The following is a 17,509-nucleotide window of genomic DNA, read 5'->3' as shown; positions in this document are numbered from 1 at the left end:
GCCATGACGCAAGCGACTACTCTCAATCACGACGTGGCCCACGGCCACGGCGACCACGCGCATCACGACGACGGATCCAAGACCACCTTCGGTTTCTGGATCTACCTGATGAGCGACTGCCTGATCTTCTCGGTGCTGTTCGCTACCTTCGCCGTGCTGTCCAAGGCCACCGCCGGCGGCCCTGATGGCAAGGAACTGTTCGACCTGTCCTTCGTGCTGGTCGAAACGATGCTGCTGCTGATCTCCAGCTTCACGTTCGGCGTGGCCATGCTGAACATGCAGGCGGGCAAGGTCGCCAAGGTGCAAGCCTGGCTGGCCATCACCTTCCTGTTCGGCGTGGGCTTCGTGGCGATGGAAGTCTGGGAATTCCATCACCTGATCACCGAGGGCTACGGCCCCGGCCGCAGCGCCTTCCTGTCGGCGTTCTTCGTCCTGATCGGCACGCACGGCCTGCACGTCACGTTCGGCCTGATCTGGATCCTCATCATGATGCACATGATCAGCCGCCAGGGCCTGGACCCGTTCAACACGCGCCGCCTGCAGTGCCTGAGCCTGTTCTGGCACTTCCTGGACATCATCTGGATCTGCGTGTTCACCTTCATCTACCTGTTTGGAGCCCTTTGATGTCGTCTCATACCGCAGCCGATCATCACGGCGCAGCCCACGCGCACGGCAGCATGAAGCAGTACGTCGTCGGCTTCATCCTGTCCATCCTGCTGACCTTCGGCTCGTTCGGCCTGGTCATGACGGGCAACTTCTCGCACTCGGTCATCGTTCCCGGCCTGATCGTCCTGGCCGTGGCGCAACTGCTGGTCCAACTGGTGTTTTTCATGCACATGGGCCGTTCCGAGCGTGACAACACGCTGACCTTCATCTTCACGGTCAAGATCATCGCCATCATCGTGATCGGCTCCCTCTGGGTGCTGCACAACATGAACGCGAACATGATGCCGGGCATGTAAGCCGCGCATCCCGATCGGAAGGTTCGATCACGAAAGCCCTGCACCAGCGATGGTGCGGGGCTTTTTGCTTAGGGCCTGTTGACACTGAAAGGCGCCTCGTACAGCCGGTGAACCCGCCCAGGCGTCAGTATTTACCCCTAGAAATTCGCATCGCCTCCCTATGAGGGTGCCTGCGGCATGGATCGACCTCGTCTCGACAGCGCCGAAAAGCTGTGCCTATACTGCCCCCACAAAATAGACATCATGTCTAAAAATGGAGGAGACGATGAAAACCATCCTGCGCCATGTCGCGTGTACGTTGGCCGCCCTGGCCATTCCCGCGGTCGTGTCGGCCGCGCCCGGCTCGGCCGACGGCGTCAAACTGCCCGAGCTGATCCGCATCGTGGTGCCGTTCTCGCCCGGCGCCAGCAACGATGTGTTCGGCCGTGCGCTGGGCGAACGCATGTCGCGCCTGTTGGGCGTCAATGTCGTGGTCGAGAACAAGCCTGGGGCGGGCGGCGTGATCGGTGCGTCCGAGGTGGCGCGCGCCAAGCCGGACGGCTCGACCCTGCTGTTCAGTTCGGTGTCTTTCGCCACCAAGGCGGCCACGGAGCCCAAGATGCCCTATGACGCCACCAAGGCGTTCGCGCCGGTGGCCCTGGTGGCGCGCGGCGCCATGGTGCTGGTGGTGGGCAAGTCCACGCCGTACACCAGCGCCAAGCAGGTGATCGACTATGCCAAGGCAAATCGCGGCAAGTTGAACTACGGCTCGGCCGGCATCGGCTCCATCGGCCAGATGAGCACGGAGCTGCTCAACGCCCAGACCGGCGCCGAGATGGTCCACGTGCCGTACAAGGGCATTACCAACGCCGTGACCGACATGATCGGCGGCCGCCTGGAAACCATGATCACCACGCCGGCATCGGTCAGCGGCCCGCTGGCGTCCAAGGACATCCGCGCGTTGGCCGTGACCTCGCCCGAGCGTTCGAAGTTTTTCCCCGACCTGCCCACCATCGCGGAATCGGTGCCGGGCTATTCGGTGGACGTGTGGTGGGGCATGTATGCGCCGGCCGGCACGCCGGCGCCGGTGGTGGCCAAGCTGAACGCCGCCATCCGCGAAGCCAGCCATACGCCCGAGATGCAGGCGCTGTTTGCCCGCGAGGCCACCGAGCCGACCGATATGGATCCGAAGGCTTTCACCGCCTATACCAACGAGCAGTTGGCCCAATGGCGCAAGCTGGCGGCCGATCGTCACATCGTGGCCAGCGAGTAGACGCGGCGGCCGGTCCACCCGGCAGGGCCATGCGCGGCCGGGTGAACCGGCCCCGGGGATCAGTCCGGCAGCACCAGGCCTTCCAGCCTGCGGTACGGCGCCTCGAACGACGAGACGTCGCCTCCCAGGTCCCGGGTCAGCTGCCGGCCCGCTTCCATGACCAGGGGCAGGGCTTGTTCGAACACCTTCTTGTCGAAACGGAACAGCGGCACTCCCAGCGAGATGGCGCACACCACCTGCTGGCGCACGCCGAACACGGGGCACGAGATGGCCGCGGTTTCGCTGCGGCGTTCGGACAGCGAGACCGCGTAGCCGGCCTCGCGGATGCGGTCGTAGACCTCGCCTTGTTCGCCGTTGAAGGCCAGCAGCACCTTGCCGGCCGCGCCTTTCTCCAGCTCGACCTGTTCGCCTTCGCGCACATGCATGATCACCGAGCGCGGTTGCGTCATGCGGTGCAGGCAGATGCGGCGGTCGCCTTCGCGCACATAGATGGCGGCGGTTTCCTTGGTCTGGCGCACCAGGTCGCGCAGCACGGGAGCGGCGTAGTCCCAGAGCCGGAACGACTCTTGATAGAACATGCCCAGGTAGAACGGGGCAGGTCCCAGCATGAAGCGGTTGTCGTCCAGCCGCTTGATGAAACCGAAATGCTCCAGCGATTCGCAGATGCGCAGGATGGTGCTGTGGTACAGCCCCGTCGCGTTCATCAGATCGGTCAGCGTCATGCCTTCGACGCTGTCCTGGAAGGCCATCAGGATCGACAACGCCCGGTTGACCGACGCGACGCCGGGGTCTTCTTTTGCAGCCATGTGTACTCCCGCGAATGCACCGGACAGGGCCGGCGCGGCGGCACATTGTAAGGTTCTTCAAAAATAGACATCATGTCTATTTTCAGGATAGACTGATTCCATGCAGACAAAAACGAATCGAGACACGGGCCTGCCGCGCAGGCAATTCGACGCCACCGCCCACGGTCCGCTGACCGGTTTGAAGGTGGTGGATCTTTCGCGCCTGGTGGCGGGCAACATGCTGACGATGCAACTGGCCGACTTCGGCGCGGACGTCGTCAAGGTCGAACCGCGTGCCGGCGACACGCTGCGCGCCTTTCAGACTGCGGGCGTGGAGGCCTTCTGGAAGGTCTATGCGCGCAACAAGAAAAGCATCTGCCTCGAGTTCCGCCAACCCGCCGCCATCGATCTCATCCGCCAGATGCTGCGCACCGCCGACGTGCTGGTCGAAAGCTTCCGGCCCGGCGTGCTGGAAGAGATGGGCATGGCGCCCGGCGTGCTGCACGAGACCAATCCCGGCCTGGTCATCGTGCGCATTTCGGGCTGGGGGCAGACCGGGCCGTACCGCCGCAAGCCGGGCTTCGGCACGCTGGTCGAGGGTTATTCGGGCTTTGCGGCAATGAACGGTTTCGGCGACCGCGAACCCGTGCTGCCGCCCATGTTCCTGGGCGACATGACCGCCGGCCTGTACGGCGCCAGCGCGGTGATGACCGCGTTGTGGGAAGTGCGCGTCAATGGCGGGCAAGGGCAGGTGATCGACCTGTCGCTGTTCGAGCCGACCATCTCGGTGCTGGGGCCGCAGGCGGCCAACTTCCGCATCACCGGCAAGGTGAAGGCGCGCACCGGCAGCCGCTCCAGCACCAGTTGTCCGCGCAACACCTATCGCACGTCGGACGGGCAGTGGCTGTGCGTGTCCACGTCCACGCAAAGCATGGCCGCGCGCCTGTTCGACACCATCGGCCGCGGCGACATGAATGGCGATCCGCGCTATTGCAGCAACTCGGCGCGGCTGCGGCATCTTGAGGAAGTCGACGGCATCGTCGCCAGCTTCATCGGGCAGCGCAGCCTGCAGGAGAATCTGGCGCTGTTCGAGGCAGCCGACGTCACCGTCGGGCCGGTCTACGACGCGGCTGCGCTGCTTGAAGACGAGTACGTCGCGCAGCGCGAAAGCCTGGTCGAACTGGACGACCACGAGCTGGGCAGCGTGCCCATGCACAACGTCACGCCGCGGCTGTCGGTCACGCCGGGTAATTTCTACCGTCCCGCGCCCCGCAAGGGCGAGCACAACGAAGCCTGCCTGCTGCCGCTGGTGGGCGAACAGCGTTACCGGCAATTGGTGGCCGAAGGCGTGGTCGTCGCGGCCGACGCCGCGCAGCCGGCCTGAGATCTGTCAGCCATTGGCGACACACAAGCATCGGAGGAGCAAACCATGAGCATGATCGGCAAACATATCGACAGTCCGGGCGCCTGGAAAGGCCCCGACATCGACTGGACCCGCGAGGGCCTGCACGTCCTGTCGGACGGCGAACTGCGCGAGATCGACCTGGCGTTGAAGCATCTGCTGAGCCTGGGCAACCTGGACTTCCCGCAGATCACGCGCGAGACCTTTCCGCTGGACAAGGTGGGCGCGCTGATGGAAAGCCTGCCGGTGCGGCTGCGCACCGGCCGCGGCTTCCTGATGCTGCGCGGCCTGCCGCGCCAGCAGTATTCCGATGACGACATGACGCGCATCTACTTCGGCCTGGGCGCCTACCTCGGCAAGCCGATGACGCAGTCGTACCTGGGCGACATCCTGGGCCACGTCATGGACGTCAGCGACTACGAGCCCAAGTCGCGCGGCTACCGCAAGGGCGGGGGCCAGTTGATGCACACGGACTCGTGCGACATCATCGGCCTGATGTGCCTGAAGTCCGCGATCTCGGGCGGGGAAAGCCGCATCTCCAGCGCACTGGCCGTGCACAACGTAATGGCCGAGCAGTATCCCGAACAGTTGAAGCTGCTGGCCGACGGCCTGTTCCTGAAGCGCACCGATGAGGACGGCCGCCGCGCCACGCGCACGTTCAGCCCGGATCGCGTGCCGTTCTTCCACGAGGAGAATGGCGAGGTTACCTGCTATCTGCCCACCGGATATGCGCGTCTGGCCGAGAAGAGCGGCCAGTGTCCCTTCACGCCGGAAGAGTCCGAGGCCCTGTACCGCGTGCGCAAGGTGGCGGCGTCGCCCGAGTTGTACCTGGACATGGGTTTCAAGGAAGGCGACATCCAGTTCCTGAACAACCGCATGATGGTGCACGGCCGCACCGACTACCAGGATGCGAAAGAGCTGGCGGATCGCCGCCATCTACTGCGCCTGTGGTTCGAGGTGCCCACGTGGCCCGCCATGCCGCAGAAGCAGATCTTCCATACGGCGGAGGACCGCCGGCTGTGGAGCCAGTATCGCCAGCCTTATGGCGAGATGCCATCCATCCATTATCAGAAGCTGCTGGACGGCGCGCATAACGAAATGGTGGAGTAAGCCCTCTGCCGGCGTCGCGGCAGACAGGGGGCGCGGAATCAGTTTGCCGCGTCGGTTGCCAGCGTCTGCTGGCGGCGCGTGCTGTCGCGGTCGACCGAGACCGACACGGCCCACAGCGCCAGGCCGCCCAGCGCCAGCGCGCAGCCCACCCAGCCGGTGGAGACCCAGCCGAAGCCGGCCGCGATGGCCAGACCGCCCAGGTACGGCCCGAGCGCATTGGCCGTGTTGAAGGCCGAGTGGTTCAGCGCCGCGGCCAGCCCTTGCGCGTCTTCCGCGACATCCATCAGGCGGGTCTGCAGCACCGTGCCCAGCGAGCCGCCACAGCCGATCAGGAAGATCGACAGCGACAGCGTCCAGATGTTGCCCGCCATGAAGGGGAACAGGGCCAGCGACACGGCGCTGAACACCAGCACGGCGCCGGCCGTGCGCATCAGCGCGCGGTCCGCGAACATCGGCACGACGATGCTGCCGAAGGTCATGCCCACGCCGAAGATGCTGAAGACGATGGGAATGGTGGACGGCGAAACCTGCGTGACTGCAGCCATCGTGTCCGCCAGGTACGTGTAGACCGAGAAGATGCCGCCGAAGCCGATGGCGCCGATGCCCAGCGTCAGCCAGACCTGGCCGCGCTTGAGCGCGCCCAATTCACGCAGCGGGCTGGCGTTGGCATCGGGCGGCGTGTTCGGCGCATACAGGCGCACCAGTGTCATCGTCGTCACGGCCAACACGGACACCAGCGCGAAGCTCCAGCGCCAGCCCACTGCCTGGCCCAGGAAGCTGGCCATCGGCACGCCGACGATGGTGGCCACCGTCAGGCCCAGGAATACCCGGCCCACGGCCAGCGTGCGCTTGTTCTCGGGCACCAGCGAACTGGCCACCAGCGCGGCAATACCGAAATAAGCGCCATGCGGCAGCCCGCTGATGAAGCGGAAGAACAGCATCCAGTGATAATCGGGGGCGAGGGCGCTCAGGCCGTTGCCGATGGCGAACATGCCCATCAGCAGCACCAGCAGCGTGCGGCGCGGCAGCTTGGCGCCCAGCACGGCCAGCAGCGGCGCGCCGACCACCACGCCCAGCGCGTAGGCGCTGATGACGTGCCCGGCGGTGGGGGCGTCGATGCCCAGGCTCTGCGCAAAATAAGGCAGCAGGCTCATCGAGGCGAATTCGGTCGTGCCGATGGCGAAGCCGCCGACGGCCAGCGCGAACAGCACCAGGCCCGGCTGCACGTGCCGGGAAGCGGGGGGAGTCATTCGGGGGATCCTTCGAGTTGATGCGCGACATGGGCCAACGAGGCCGCATGCCGTCATTATGCCGCCGCGAGGGGGCGTCTTTTTGCCTGATTCTGCTTTTTTTGCACTGCATCAAAACTTCGTCGGCAAAAGTCCGGTATAGAGATCGTTCCGCCTGCCAGGGCTTGGCGACTATGGCGGGGCGGTTACTGGTCATCTGGGGTACGGCCGGATAGTCCGAGCGCGCGTGCCTGGCAGGGACGCGCGTTCAGGCCCATGTCAGTCCACACCCGCACCATCGGCGCATGCATAGGAGATTCGAATCATGAACATCGGTTTTATCGGCACGGGTTCCATGGGCGCGGTGATGGTGCGGCGGCTGCTGGCCGCGGGCCACACGGTACGTGTCTGGAACCGCAACGCCGAGCGCGCGCGTCCGCTGACGCAGCAGGGGGCGGTTATCGTGGACAGCGTGCGGGAGGCTTTCAGCGGCGATGCCGTGCTCTCGGTGCTGGCCGACGACGTGGCTGCGCGCGCCGTGTTGCTCGACAGCGGTGTGCTGGATTCGGTGCCGGACGACGTGGTGCACGTGAACATGGCGACCATCTCGGTGGAACTGGCGGCCGAGCTGGCGCGTTGCCATACGGATCGCGGCGTGGCTTATGTGGCCGCGCCGGTGCTGGGCCGCCCCGACGTGGCCGAGGCCGGCAAACTGAACATCGTGGCGGCGGGCCCGGGGGCCGCGATCGACCGCGTGCAGCCGTTGCTGGACGTGCTGGGACAGAAAACCTGGCGCATCGGCGAGACCGCCGAGCATGCGAACGTCTACAAGCTGGCCGCGAATTTCATGTTGGCGTGTGCGATCGAAACCTTCGGCGAGGCTGCTGCGCTGGTGTCTGGGCATGGCTCGGATGCGGCGTTGTTTCACGAGCTGATCACCAGCAGCATCCTGCCCGGGCCTGTGTATCAGGGGTACGGGAAGATGATTACCGAAGGGCGCTATGAGCCCGCGCTGTTCAAGGCCCGGTTGGGGTTGAAGGACGTGCGGCTGGCGCTGGCGGCAGGGGAAGCGGTGAATACGCCGTTGCCGATGGGGAGTGTCGTGCGCGACAGCCTGATCGAGGCGGTTGCGCATGGGGATGGGGAGAAAGATCTGGCGGCGTTGGGGAAGGTGGCGCAGCGCAGGGCGGGGCGGGAGGTCTGAGGGTTTTTCTCTTTGTGAAGAGCTGCCTGATAGGCGGTTGATGCTGCCAAATTTTGGCAGGAAAAATCGGTAGATTTTTTGTGTCCGGAAATTCGCTTATTAAACAGTGGGTTATGCTAAGAGTGTTCCCCGCGTATGCGGGGATGAACCGGCCACATGGTTCTACATCGTCGGCGCCGAGCCGTGTTCCCCGCGTATGCGGGGATGAACCGCGCCGGAGCGCGTTCGAGCAAATGGATACCGGGTGTTCCCCGCGTATGCGGGGATGAACCGCCCGTTGAGATTGAACGGGCGGATAGCACCATGTGTTCCCCGCGTATGCGGGGATGAACCGGTGTGCCACCTCATGGCGGCGCTTGGTCTGCAGTGTTCCCCGCGTATGCGGGGATGAACCGGCGGGCCACGCCGACGCATTGGCGGCTGCGGCGTGTTCCCCGCGTATGCGGGGATGAACCGGTGGTGATCGGCGCGGTAGGCGCCAGGTCCTGGTGTTCCCCGCGTATGCGGGGATGAACCGATCCACAGCAGCAGGCCGGCAACCGCCAGCGCGTGTTCCCCGCGTATGCGGGGATGAACCGACGGTGCGCACCGTGCGCTCGGATGGGTATTCGTGTTCCCCGCGTATGCGGGGATGAACCGACGTGCGCCAGTACGTGCTGGCGCTTGCATCGGTGTTCCCCGCGTATGCGGGGATGAACCGCGAACCCCAAGATTGCCAAGAAAATGGCCAAGGTGTTCCCCGCGTATGCGGGGATGAACCGACGCAGGCGACACGAGAACAGGCCGAGGATGCGTGTTCCCCGCGTATGCGGGGATGAACCGGCGGCGCACAGAGAGAAATTCTGATGACGACGGTGTTCCCCGCGTATGCGGGGATGAACCGCATCGCCTGGCGCCACAGGTCGGCCTTCAGCTGTGTTCCCCGCGTATGCGGGGATGAACCGGCCGGGCCGAGCGACGAGGAGATCGAGGCCATGTGTTCCCCGCGTATGCGGGGATGAACCGCCGCGACCGATCCCGCCGACCCTGATGCGCTGGTGTTCCCCGCGTATGCGGGGATGAACCGCCTGGCCCGTCCACGCCGTGCCACACGTCGGCGTGTTCCCCGCGTATGCGGGGATGAACCGTCACGATGCTTCAGTACGATCCTGGGTCCCACGTGTTCCCCGCGTATGCGGGGATGAACCGTAGGGAAAGGCGTTGTTCTCCAGCGTGCGCCTGTGTTCCCCGCGTATGCGGGGATGAACCGTGGGAACCCTACGAAATCAGCCTGGTGTCCGTGTGTTCCCCGCGTATGCGGGGATGAACCGCCCAGGTACGGCGACAGGTGGCCCTGCTCGATGTGTTCCCCGCGTATGCGGGGATGAACCGCCCAACTCGTACATCTTCGGCAGGGCTATGCCGTGTTCCCCGCGTATGCGGGGATGAACCGATGGAGCCCCGGCCCTGACGATGGAAGCAGACGTGTTCCCCGCGTATGCGGGGATGAACCGGAGACGCGCCGTCACCGGGATTGCCAATGATCGTGTTCCCCGCGTATGCGGGGATGAACCGTCTCTTTTTCCGAACGGGATTTGCAGCCATGAGTGTTCCCCGCGTATGCGGGGATGAACCGAACGACGCCTTCGCGCCGGACGTTTGCAAGATGTGTTCCCCGCGTATGCGGGGATGAACCGGTCGACCCCGCAGGGCAGTAGGCATATACCGAGTGTTCCTCGCGTATGCGGGGATGAACCGTCGTTCGAGAGCGTGGACATCGTCTGGATCGAGTGCTCCCCGCGTATGCGAAGATGAAGTTACGCACTCAGAAAGAGGCTGAACGACTTCCTGTCAATCTACGAGGCAAATTACCGGTTTCCTTGATCTAGTCGGCCAAAGCGATAAAATGACCAAAATTTCGGTCATAAATTCTTCCTATGTACAACGACCTTGCTTCCGTAGGACAGGCGATTCGCCGCCGTCGCGAGGCTCTTGGCCTTTCACAGGCACGGTTGGCGCATCTAAGCGATTTGGCCCTGAGCACCGTCTCGGGACTGGAGAATGGCACGCTCGCAGACCTGGGCTACAACCGAGTTGCGCAAATTCTCAACGTCATTGGCTTGGTGCCCTCGACCCCGGTCCAACGAGTGCTCGGTCGACAGAACGGGTTGTTTATGGCCGCCAAGACCGCCAGTGTCAGCTACAAGGACGAATTGGACGTACCCACCCTCATAACTGCGCTTGCAACAGGTGAGGTACCGCGAAAGTTCATCGCTCACGTGGCGCACCTGCTTGATGAGGCTCCCCTCCCTCTGATTGTCACGGCAGTCGAGGAGGCAGCCGAGAAGAGTCACACACCGCCCAAGCGGGTGTGGAAGAACATTTCAATGCTGGCCAAGCAATTCGACTTGTCTCGGCGGAAGGCATTGGCATGAACGGCAAGTCCGACATACTTTCCGTTGACCTGCCGATAGGACCTTGGTGCGCGCTTTGGGCGCATGCGACGGTTCTGCTTGACGACTTGGCCGTTCACGGATTGCCAGACCCCTACTGGACGCTTGGCGGCGGGACTGTGTTGATGTTTCGGCACGACCATCGCGCTAGCAAAGATATCGATATCTTTGTCGCTGACCCGCAGTATCTGGGATATCTCACCCCCAGGCTGAGCGATAAAGCCGCAGAGCGTACTTCCGACTATCTTGAAGATCACGGCTCCTTGAAGCTGTACTTCGCCGAAGGCGAAGTTGATTTCGTGGCATCTCCCAATCTGCTTGAAGATGCATGGGAGTGGTGGGACATCGATGGCCGGCGCGTACGCGTTGAGCGATCGGCTGAAATCGTGGCGAAGAAGATGTACCACCGAGGTCATTCAGCAACGGCTCGCGATCTTTACGATCTGGCCTTGGTGATCGAACGAGAGCCCGACGAGTTACGTCTGGCCGGTTCATTCTTGACACGTCACCGCGACGTATTTCTCGAGAAGGTTCTACATCCATCCGATCGTCTTCGGGCCCAATTCGAGGCGATTGACACGAGGCAGTTTTCGCCTAGCCTCGAGTACTGCGCGAGGCTGGCCGAGTCGTTTCTTTCCTCGTTGCCCAGCGATATCGGCAAACGCTAGCCGGCAGCAAAAGAAAATCTCCCAAGCATCCTTCATGCAAATGAAACTTAATGTTTATAAATTGACAAAATATTCCATCCTGAATTAGAAAGAAGGCGGCGAAGCATCTGATTTTCGATTCCGCTCGCCAGTCAATTGTCTGGCAACCGCCCCGAATCGGATTTATGGTGCTCGTTCCATCGACTTTCCCTGTATATCTGTCTGCCTATTGGGGTAAAGCTCGTCCTGAAACCGGGGGCGATTCACCCTCATACCATCTGCTGGCTTATCACGCTCTCGACGTTGCCGCCGTCGCCGAAGCGTTAAGTCATTTACCCGCATTCGAGTTGAGTGGCTTGGCGCAAGAGTTGGATTGGGATCTATCCAGCGTCCGCCAACTGAACACCTTCTTCAGCGCATTGCACGACCTCGGCAAGTTTGCCCGCGCCTTTCAGGGCCTGGCCCCCCACCTGTCGCCCACGCTGGTGCCGCCCATCGCCTCGAAGCAGTATCGGTCGTGCCGGCATGACACGATGGGATGGTTGCTGTGGAAAGACCATCTTTCCCTGAATTTTCCCGAAGGTATTCTCGGCAATCCTGGTTCAGGATTCTGGGCTGCCTGGATAAAAGCCGTGGCGGGCCATCATGGCAGCCCGCCCATGGAAACCGCGCGCAACGGTTGGTCGGAGTTGTCGGCGGAAGATTATTTCCACGCGGATGACGTCGCAGCAGCGCATCAGTTCGTCGCTGCTGCCGCGCAGTTGATCCGTGTGCGGGATATGCCGGCGCCCACGCGCAACATGATCCCCATACTGAAACGCCATGCCTGGCGTCTGGCCGGCATGATCGTGCTGGCTGATTGGCTGGGTTCGGACCAGCGGTTCTTTCGTTATCACGATGAGCCCATGCCGCTGGACCGCTATTGGGCAGAGGTGGCGCAGCCCAACGCGCGCGAGGCGCTTGCTGCGGCGGGTCTTGGTCCCGCCCCGGTTCGGCAGTGGAATAGACCCGCCGACCTGTTCGGCTATCTGGATACTCCTACGCCATTGCAACGTCTGGCGGCCGAGCTGCCTTTGGGGCCGGGCCCGGAACTATTCCTGCTCGAGGACGTGACAGGGGCGGGCAAGACCGAGGCGGCGTTGATGCTGACTTATCGGTTGATGGTCACAGGCAAGGCGCAGGGCTTTTATTTTGGCCTGCCCACCATGGCGACCTCGAATCAGATGTACGCGCGGGTCGGAAGCGTGTACCGCTCGCTCTACGAGCCAGGCGCATCGCCCTCCCTGGTGTTGTCGCACGGCGCGCGCCAGATGATCGATGCCTTTCGAGAAAGTGTCCTGGTGCCCGGCCAGCCTCTGACGGACCTTGATTACAGCCCTGGCGAAGGCAGCGCCACCGCACAATGCAGCGCCTGGCTGGCGGATAACCGCAAGAAGGCGTTATTGGCGCACGTCGGCGTCGGGACGTTGGATCAGGCGCTGCTGGCGGTGTTGCCGGTGCGGCATCAATCGCTGCGTCTGGCAGGCTTGGCGGGCAAGGTGTTGGTGGCCGATGAGGTCCATGCCTACGATCCTTACATGCGCACGTTGTTGGCGCGGCTGTTGCAAGCGCACGCCAGCCAGGGCGGCAGCGCGGTGCTGCTGTCCGCGACCTTGCCTGCGGATATGCGGCGCGAGCTGGTGCAGGCATTCATGCGTGGTCGGGGTGCGGATGCGGGAGACGTCCCAGACGATGGGCGCTATCCGTTGGTCACCCATGCGCATGCTCATGTGTCGGCGTATCCCTGCGATACCCGTCCCGAGGTGAAGCGTACGGTGACGGTGCAGTGGTTGCACGACGAGGCGGAAGTGCAGCGGCTTGTTCTGGCCCAGGCCCAGGCGGGCCGCAGTGTCTGCTGGATACGCAATACCGTGGGTGACGCGCGCAGGGCATATGAGGGATTGCAAAAAGAGGGCGCATCGCACGTCGCTTTGTTCCATAGCCGATACGCGATGGGCGATCGGCTTGCGATCGAAGATAAGGTGCTGGCGACGTACGGGAAAAAGTCATCGGCTGAACAACGTGCGGGCCGGATACTGGTTTCGACTCAGGTGGTGGAACAATCGCTCGATCTGGATTTCGATGTCCTCATAAGCGATCTGGCGCCTATCGATCTGTTGATTCAACGTGCGGGCCGTCTTCACCGTCATCGCCGTGACGCGCAAGGGAATCCCGCTGGACATGAAGGGCGCGAGGCGCCAGTTCTGTACATCTTCGGGCCACGACCCGACATGGCCCCGCGCGCGGATTGGTACAAGGCCGTGCTGCCAGGCGCCAATGCGGTCTATCCGAATACCGGGCGTCTTTGGCTGACCCAGCAAGTGCTTTGCGCGGCAGGCGAGATCGTCAGTCCTGGCGAGCCGGGACAGCCGGGCGCGGTGCGTACGCTGGTCGAGGGGGTCTACGGCGCAGATGCACAGGAGATTCCTGACGCGCTGTTGCAGGCTTCATCGCGGCAAGAAGGCGAAGCCATGGCGCACATCAGCCAGGCGAACTTCAATGCGCTGGAGATCGAACGCGGGTACAGCAACGACAGCAATCGGCAGTGGCATGAGGACACCGTGGTGCCGACCCGGCTCAGCGATGAAGATTCGGTCGTGGTGTATTTGGCACGAGTGACTGACGCAGGGCTGGTGCCGTGGTTCTCGGGTGGAGCGTTGGCGTGGGAACTGTCTGCGCTACGAGTGCAGGCGAGTCGAGTGGAGGGTTTGTCCTCTCATTGGGGAGATCGGTTCGAGGATAGCGTGGCTTTGTTGCGACGTTCCTCCAGACTCTTGGATGAACCTGCGTTGGTTCTGCCTGTGCTTGTCGATCAATCTGGTGTGGGCTTTGCTGAAGTGGTGAGCAAGGGCGGGAGCGAGCTGCACTTCCGTTATGACGCTGTGATGGGGGGCGTACTGAATGATTTGCAGCGCGCCGGGGCCTGAGCCCCGACGCTAACCCCGCAAGAGCGGGGAACACAGCCGACCTATGTAGTTACGTCGGTTCATCCCCGCATGCGCGGGGAATCTACCGGAATCTTACTAGACAGGAATCGATCGATAGGGTGCCAAGATTTATATAAAGAACTTTGTAGGTACGTCTTTAGATATGTGTTAGGCTTCAGCCCATCACCTCAGTGGAGCGATCATCATGCGTTCAGAAGAGCTGCTGTTGGGTCTCATCATTTGCGGGTTGCTGGGTCTACGAAAGATCACTTTGAAAATCAAAATCCATTTTCGGAAGAGATGAATGAACTTGCTTAGTGCATTGCCCTTTCGCCTTGCCCAGCAAGACGGCTCGCATCATCAAGCTTCATTTGCGCAGTTGACTGACCCGAGATGGACCGACATCTGGTCCCCCCGTCCCGATTTTCGCGGCGCGGCATATCAATTCTTGATCGGTGTTCTGCAAACGGCGTTGGCGCCTGAAGACCAGGAACATTGGCAGGAGCTTTGGGATACCCCGCCCACCGAAGCCGAGCTGCAAGCCGCCCTGGCCCCCTACGCCTCCGCTTTCAACCTGGACGGCGACTCCTGGCGCTTCATGCAGGACAACGACCTGGGTGATGTGGAAAGCAAGAGCATCGCCAACCTGCTGATCGAGTCTCCGGGCGACAAGACCGTCCGCGACAACCTCGATCACTTCATCAAGCGCGGCAGGGTCGAGCAGATCTGTCCTGCTTGCGCCGCCATGGCGCTGTTCACATTGCAGATCAATGCGCCCAGCGGCGGCGCGGGGCATCGCGTGTCATTACGCGGCGGCGGTCCGCTGACGACCTTGCTCGTGCCGAACGCGCCGGATGCCACCTTGTGGCAAAAGCTCTGGCTGAACGTTCTGCCGGAAGATGCCCTGGGGTACGGCGCGTTGCCACGCCTGTCGGACGCGCTGCCGTGGATGGCCAGGACGCGCACCAGCGAAGCCAAGACCGGTACTGACACCACGCCCGAGCACGTACACCGTTTGCAGGCGTACTGGAGCACGCCACGCCGAATCAGCCTGGAGATCGAGGCCGCACCACATAGCCGTTGCGATCTGTGTGGCGCAGACACCGACACGGTCGTCCGCCATTACGGCACGAAGAACTACGGCATCAACTACACCGGCGCCTGGCAGCATCCGCTGACACCCTATAGCGTCGATCCCAAGACGGGGTTGTTGTCCATCAAGGGCCAGAAAGGCGGCATCGGCTATCGGCATTGGTTGGGCCTGGCGCTTGGCAGTGCTGCCGACCACCGAGAGGCTGCACGGATTGTCGGCCACTTCAACCAGCACTTGACCAAGCGCGTCCCCGCAAGGCTGTGGTGTTTCGGTTTCGACATGGACAACATGAAGGCGCGCTGCTGGTACGACGCCACGTTGCCTCTGCACGAGATCGAGCCGGCTCAGCAACGCGCGTTCATCAGCGCCGTGCGATCCGTCCTGGAATTGGCTACCGAGGCAGCGAAGCTGCTCAACAGCCACGTCAAGGCTGCGCGATTCAGCCGCCCCGGCGATGTGCCCAGCGATCCCGCCGTACCGCAAAGTTTCTGGCAAGCATCCGAACCCGGTTTCTATGCCTTGTTGAAGCAGCTTGCCGACATCCGCATGGATGACGATGCCGCTGTGGCCGGCATCTATCGCAGTTGGTTGACGGACGTCAGCCGCATCGCCTTGCGCCTGTTCGATCAATGGGTGGAAAGCGTTCCCATCGAGGACGGCAACATGGGGCGCATCGTTCGTCAACGCGAAGAGCTTCGCAAGTGGCTCAACGCCAACAAGATTGCCAAGGAGCTTTGGAAAATCGTGAAGGCCTATCAGAAGGAGGCGGCATGACGGTTCGATATCTCGACGATGCTCAACGCAAATGGGTACGCGACTGGTATCGCGCCATCCACCCCAGCGACATTCCCGCCAAGCTGCCGCCCGTGCTGACGGGATTGGGACGCCAGGCCAGGGCGCAATTGCGTCGGTGCTCCACGATTGAAGAGCTCATCACCGAATCGGCGGCCCTGAGGTTGGCTGGCCCGTTGCTGGAGCTGGAAGCCCAGAAAAAGTACGAGCAGTTCAAAAATGGCTACGCGGCTATCGGGATGGTGGCAGGTGTGCTGGCGCATGTCAGGGAAGACGCGCCGGACGGCAGGGGATTGGCGACTCGCCTCGGAGGAGAGCAGCCGAACATGAGCGAGCTGCGTTTCACCCGCTTGATGCGTGCGGAGGCCGACGAAGACTTCTACCGCATGATGTGCCGCGCCGTGCAACTGGCCGACGGCAAGGCCGACGTGGCCGAATTGGCCGACGACATCATCGCGTGGGCCGTCGAACGCAAGACATTCTATGTCGACCCAGCATCCAGAATGAAGAGCCGCTGGGCTCGCGACTATTACCTGCCGGCCCAGACCCGGGCGGCAAAGCAGGACAAACAGAACACCACCTCGGAGAATCCGGCATGACGCGCTTCATCCAATTGCACCTGCTGACGTCCTACCCTCCTTCCAACCTGAACCGCGATGATGCGGGCAACCCGAAGACGGCTCGGGTCGGGGGCGTGGAGCGCCTGCGAATATCCTCGCAAAGCCTGAAGCGGGCCTGGCGCACTTCCGAGGTCTTCCAGCAGCGTTTGGCGGGCAGTATCGGCACGCGCACCAAGCGGCTGGGCCACGATGCATTCAAGGCATTCGTTGCCGCCGGCATTGCGGAGAAGAAGGCCACCGAGTGGGCATCCCAGATCGCCAAGGTGTATGGCGCGGTGAAGAAAGACCAGCCGCTCGAAATCGAACAGTTGGTTCACATTGCTCCGGAAGAGCGTGAGACGCTGGACGCCCTGATCGCCAAGGTCGCTCAGGAAAAACGTGAGCCCACCGAAGAAGAACTGAAGGGCTTGCTGCACATGCAGCACGCCGTGGACATCGCCATGTTCGGTCGCATGCTGGCGGCCAAGACCGAGTTCAATGGCGAGGCTGCCGTGCAGGTGGCGCATGCTTTCGGTGTGCATGCCTCTGCCATCGAAGACGACTACTTCACCGCCGTCGATGACCTGAACCCGGATAGCGAGTCCGGCGCGGGCCACGTTGGCGAAGCCGGTTTCGCCGCGGCCGTTTTTTACCAGTACATCTGCATCGACCGGGATCGATTGAAGAAAAACCTGGGCGGTGACGATGCCTATACCCAGAAGGCGCTGGCGGCGTTGATTGAAGCCGTCTTGACCATCGGGCCCAGCGGCAAGCAGAACAGCTTTGCCAGCCGTGCCCGCGCGCACTATGCCCTGGCTGAAAAGGGTGCCCAGCAGCCGCGTTCGCTGTCGCTGGCCTTCGTCCAACCGGTGGCGGGCGCCAACTACGCCAGCGATGCCATCGCGGTGCTGCGCAAGCTGCAGAAGAACATGGATGCCGTCTATGGCGATTGCGCCGATGCACGTTATGAGATCGACGTGCTGGAAGGTCAGGGCACGATGAAGGACCTCGTGGCGTTCGTCGCGGCGGAATAAAC

Annotated in this window: 14 protein-coding genes and 1 CRISPR repeat array; of the genes, 12 read left to right on the top strand and 2 right to left on the bottom strand. The window is 62.7% G+C overall.

From position 1 onward, the window contains the following. Positions 1-3 precede the first annotated feature (3 nt). The 3 genes from cyoC to A7W11_RS20015 all read left to right on the top strand — a co-directional run bounded on the left by cyoC (position 4) and on the right by A7W11_RS20015 (position 2,214). Positions 4-624, top strand: a complete 621-nt coding sequence (gene cyoC / locus A7W11_RS20025) for a cytochrome o ubiquinol oxidase subunit III (RefSeq protein WP_066417844.1) — start codon at positions 4-6, stop codon at positions 622-624. Beyond that, positions 624-962 carry a cytochrome o ubiquinol oxidase subunit IV gene (gene cyoD, locus A7W11_RS20020; protein WP_066417842.1) on the top strand — a complete coding sequence of 113 codons (339 nt, stop codon included), beginning with the start codon at positions 624-626 and terminating at the stop codon, positions 960-962. Before cyoC ends, cyoD begins: the two co-directional genes overlap by 1 nt. Before the next feature lie 265 nt (positions 963-1,227). Further along, positions 1,228-2,214: a Bug family tripartite tricarboxylate transporter substrate binding protein gene (locus tag A7W11_RS20015; protein ID WP_162270293.1), complete on the top strand. Its 987-nt coding sequence runs from the start codon at positions 1,228-1,230 to the stop codon at positions 2,212-2,214. Positions 2,215-2,273: 59 nt separating this feature from the next. Here the strand turns inward: A7W11_RS20015 and A7W11_RS20010 are convergent, their stop codons facing one another. Beyond that, positions 2,274-3,020, bottom strand: a complete 747-nt coding sequence (locus tag A7W11_RS20010; protein ID WP_066417840.1) for an IclR family transcriptional regulator — start codon at positions 3,018-3,020, stop codon at positions 2,274-2,276. Positions 3,021-3,120: 100 nt separating this feature from the next. Between A7W11_RS20010 and A7W11_RS20005 the strand changes: the two genes are divergently transcribed. Together A7W11_RS20005 and A7W11_RS20000 are read left to right on the top strand one after the other, a co-directional pair. After that, complete coding sequence (locus A7W11_RS20005; protein ID WP_066417839.1) at positions 3,121-4,383, top strand: CaiB/BaiF CoA transferase family protein; 1,263 nt, start codon at positions 3,121-3,123, stop codon at positions 4,381-4,383. A 45-nt stretch (positions 4,384-4,428) separates the two neighbouring features. Then, positions 4,429-5,511 (top strand): TauD/TfdA family dioxygenase, encoded by a 1,083-nt coding sequence (locus A7W11_RS20000; protein WP_066417834.1) that lies wholly within the window; start codon positions 4,429-4,431, stop codon positions 5,509-5,511. Between the two features lie 38 nt (positions 5,512-5,549). Here the strand turns inward: A7W11_RS20000 and A7W11_RS19995 are convergent, their stop codons facing one another. Beyond that, positions 5,550-6,761, bottom strand: a complete 1,212-nt coding sequence (locus tag A7W11_RS19995) for an MFS transporter (RefSeq protein WP_066417831.1) — start codon at positions 6,759-6,761, stop codon at positions 5,550-5,552. Between the two features lie 304 nt (positions 6,762-7,065). Here A7W11_RS19995 and A7W11_RS19990 point away from each other — a divergent pair, with 304 nt between their 5' ends. The 7 genes from A7W11_RS19990 (at position 7,066) to cas7e (ending at position 17,507) form a co-directional block, all read left to right on the top strand. Then, the gene (locus A7W11_RS19990) at positions 7,066-7,944 is read left to right on the top strand and encodes an NAD(P)-dependent oxidoreductase (protein WP_066417828.1); all 879 of its coding nucleotides are present in this window, start codon (positions 7,066-7,068) and stop codon (positions 7,942-7,944) included. Positions 7,945-8,066: 122 nt separating this feature from the next. Beyond that, positions 8,067-9,681: a CRISPR direct-repeat array (repeat unit 29 nt; unit sequence GTGTTCCCCGCGTATGCGGGGATGAACCG). A 179-nt stretch (positions 9,682-9,860) separates the two neighbouring features. Beyond that, a complete protein-coding gene (locus A7W11_RS19985; RefSeq protein ID WP_066417824.1) occupies positions 9,861-10,358 on the top strand; it encodes a helix-turn-helix domain-containing protein in 498 nt (165 codons plus the stop codon). Further along, positions 10,355-11,044, top strand: coding sequence for a nucleotidyl transferase AbiEii/AbiGii toxin family protein (locus tag A7W11_RS19980; RefSeq protein WP_066417821.1), 690 nt, complete (start codon positions 10,355-10,357; stop codon positions 11,042-11,044). Before A7W11_RS19985 ends, A7W11_RS19980 begins: the two co-directional genes overlap by 4 nt. A 164-nt stretch (positions 11,045-11,208) precedes the next feature. Further along, positions 11,209-13,989 (top strand): CRISPR-associated helicase/endonuclease Cas3, encoded by a 2,781-nt coding sequence (locus A7W11_RS19975; protein WP_066417813.1) that lies wholly within the window; start codon positions 11,209-11,211, stop codon positions 13,987-13,989. A gap of 304 nt (positions 13,990-14,293) precedes the next feature. Beyond that, positions 14,294-15,856 (top strand): type I-E CRISPR-associated protein Cse1/CasA, encoded by a 1,563-nt coding sequence (gene casA / locus A7W11_RS19970; protein WP_066417806.1) that lies wholly within the window; start codon positions 14,294-14,296, stop codon positions 15,854-15,856. Then, positions 15,853-16,473: a type I-E CRISPR-associated protein Cse2/CasB gene (gene casB, locus A7W11_RS19965; protein WP_066417800.1), complete on the top strand. Its 621-nt coding sequence runs from the start codon at positions 15,853-15,855 to the stop codon at positions 16,471-16,473. Before casA ends, casB begins: the two co-directional genes overlap by 4 nt. Next, positions 16,470-17,507, top strand: a complete 1,038-nt coding sequence (gene cas7e / locus A7W11_RS19960; RefSeq protein ID WP_066417791.1) for a type I-E CRISPR-associated protein Cas7/Cse4/CasC — start codon at positions 16,470-16,472, stop codon at positions 17,505-17,507. Before casB ends, cas7e begins: the two co-directional genes overlap by 4 nt. Positions 17,508-17,509: the final 2 nt, after the last annotated feature.

It is taken from the genome of Bordetella ansorpii (genome assembly GCF_900078315.1).
GTDB lineage: Bacteria > Pseudomonadota > Gammaproteobacteria > Burkholderiales > Burkholderiaceae_B > Bordetella > Bordetella ansorpii.
The sequence above is the reverse complement of the archived record's forward strand: the minus strand, read 5'-3'. Positions and strand labels throughout refer to the sequence as shown.

Bases quoted from the DNA above. Each gene is read 5' to 3' on its own strand.
- A7W11_RS20000 (WP_066417834.1), top strand. From the start codon at position 4,429: ATGAGCATGATCGGCAAACATATCGACAGTCCGGGCGCCTGGAAAGGC.
- A7W11_RS19985 (WP_066417824.1), top strand. From the start codon at position 9,861: ATGTACAACGACCTTGCTTCCGTAGGACAGGCGATTCGCCGCCGTCGC.
- casA (WP_066417806.1), top strand. From the start codon at position 14,294: ATGAACTTGCTTAGTGCATTGCCCTTTCGCCTTGCCCAGCAAGACGGC.
- A7W11_RS20015 (WP_162270293.1), top strand. From the start codon at position 1,228: ATGAAAACCATCCTGCGCCATGTCGCGTGTACGTTGGCCGCCCTGGCC.
- A7W11_RS19995 (WP_066417831.1), bottom strand. From the start codon at position 6,761: ATGACTCCCCCCGCTTCCCGGCACGTGCAGCCGGGCCTGGTGCTGTTC.
- A7W11_RS20005 (WP_066417839.1), top strand. From the start codon at position 3,121: ATGCAGACAAAAACGAATCGAGACACGGGCCTGCCGCGCAGGCAATTC.
- cyoD (WP_066417842.1), top strand. From the start codon at position 624: ATGTCGTCTCATACCGCAGCCGATCATCACGGCGCAGCCCACGCGCAC.
- cas7e (WP_066417791.1), top strand. From the start codon at position 16,470: ATGACGCGCTTCATCCAATTGCACCTGCTGACGTCCTACCCTCCTTCC.
- cyoC (WP_066417844.1), top strand. From the start codon at position 4: ATGACGCAAGCGACTACTCTCAATCACGACGTGGCCCACGGCCACGGC.
- A7W11_RS20010 (WP_066417840.1), bottom strand. From the start codon at position 3,020: ATGGCTGCAAAAGAAGACCCCGGCGTCGCGTCGGTCAACCGGGCGTTG.
- A7W11_RS19975 (WP_066417813.1), top strand. From the start codon at position 11,209: ATGGTGCTCGTTCCATCGACTTTCCCTGTATATCTGTCTGCCTATTGG.
- A7W11_RS19990 (WP_066417828.1), top strand. From the start codon at position 7,066: ATGAACATCGGTTTTATCGGCACGGGTTCCATGGGCGCGGTGATGGTG.
- A7W11_RS19980 (WP_066417821.1), top strand. From the start codon at position 10,355: ATGAACGGCAAGTCCGACATACTTTCCGTTGACCTGCCGATAGGACCT.
- casB (WP_066417800.1), top strand. From the start codon at position 15,853: ATGACGGTTCGATATCTCGACGATGCTCAACGCAAATGGGTACGCGAC.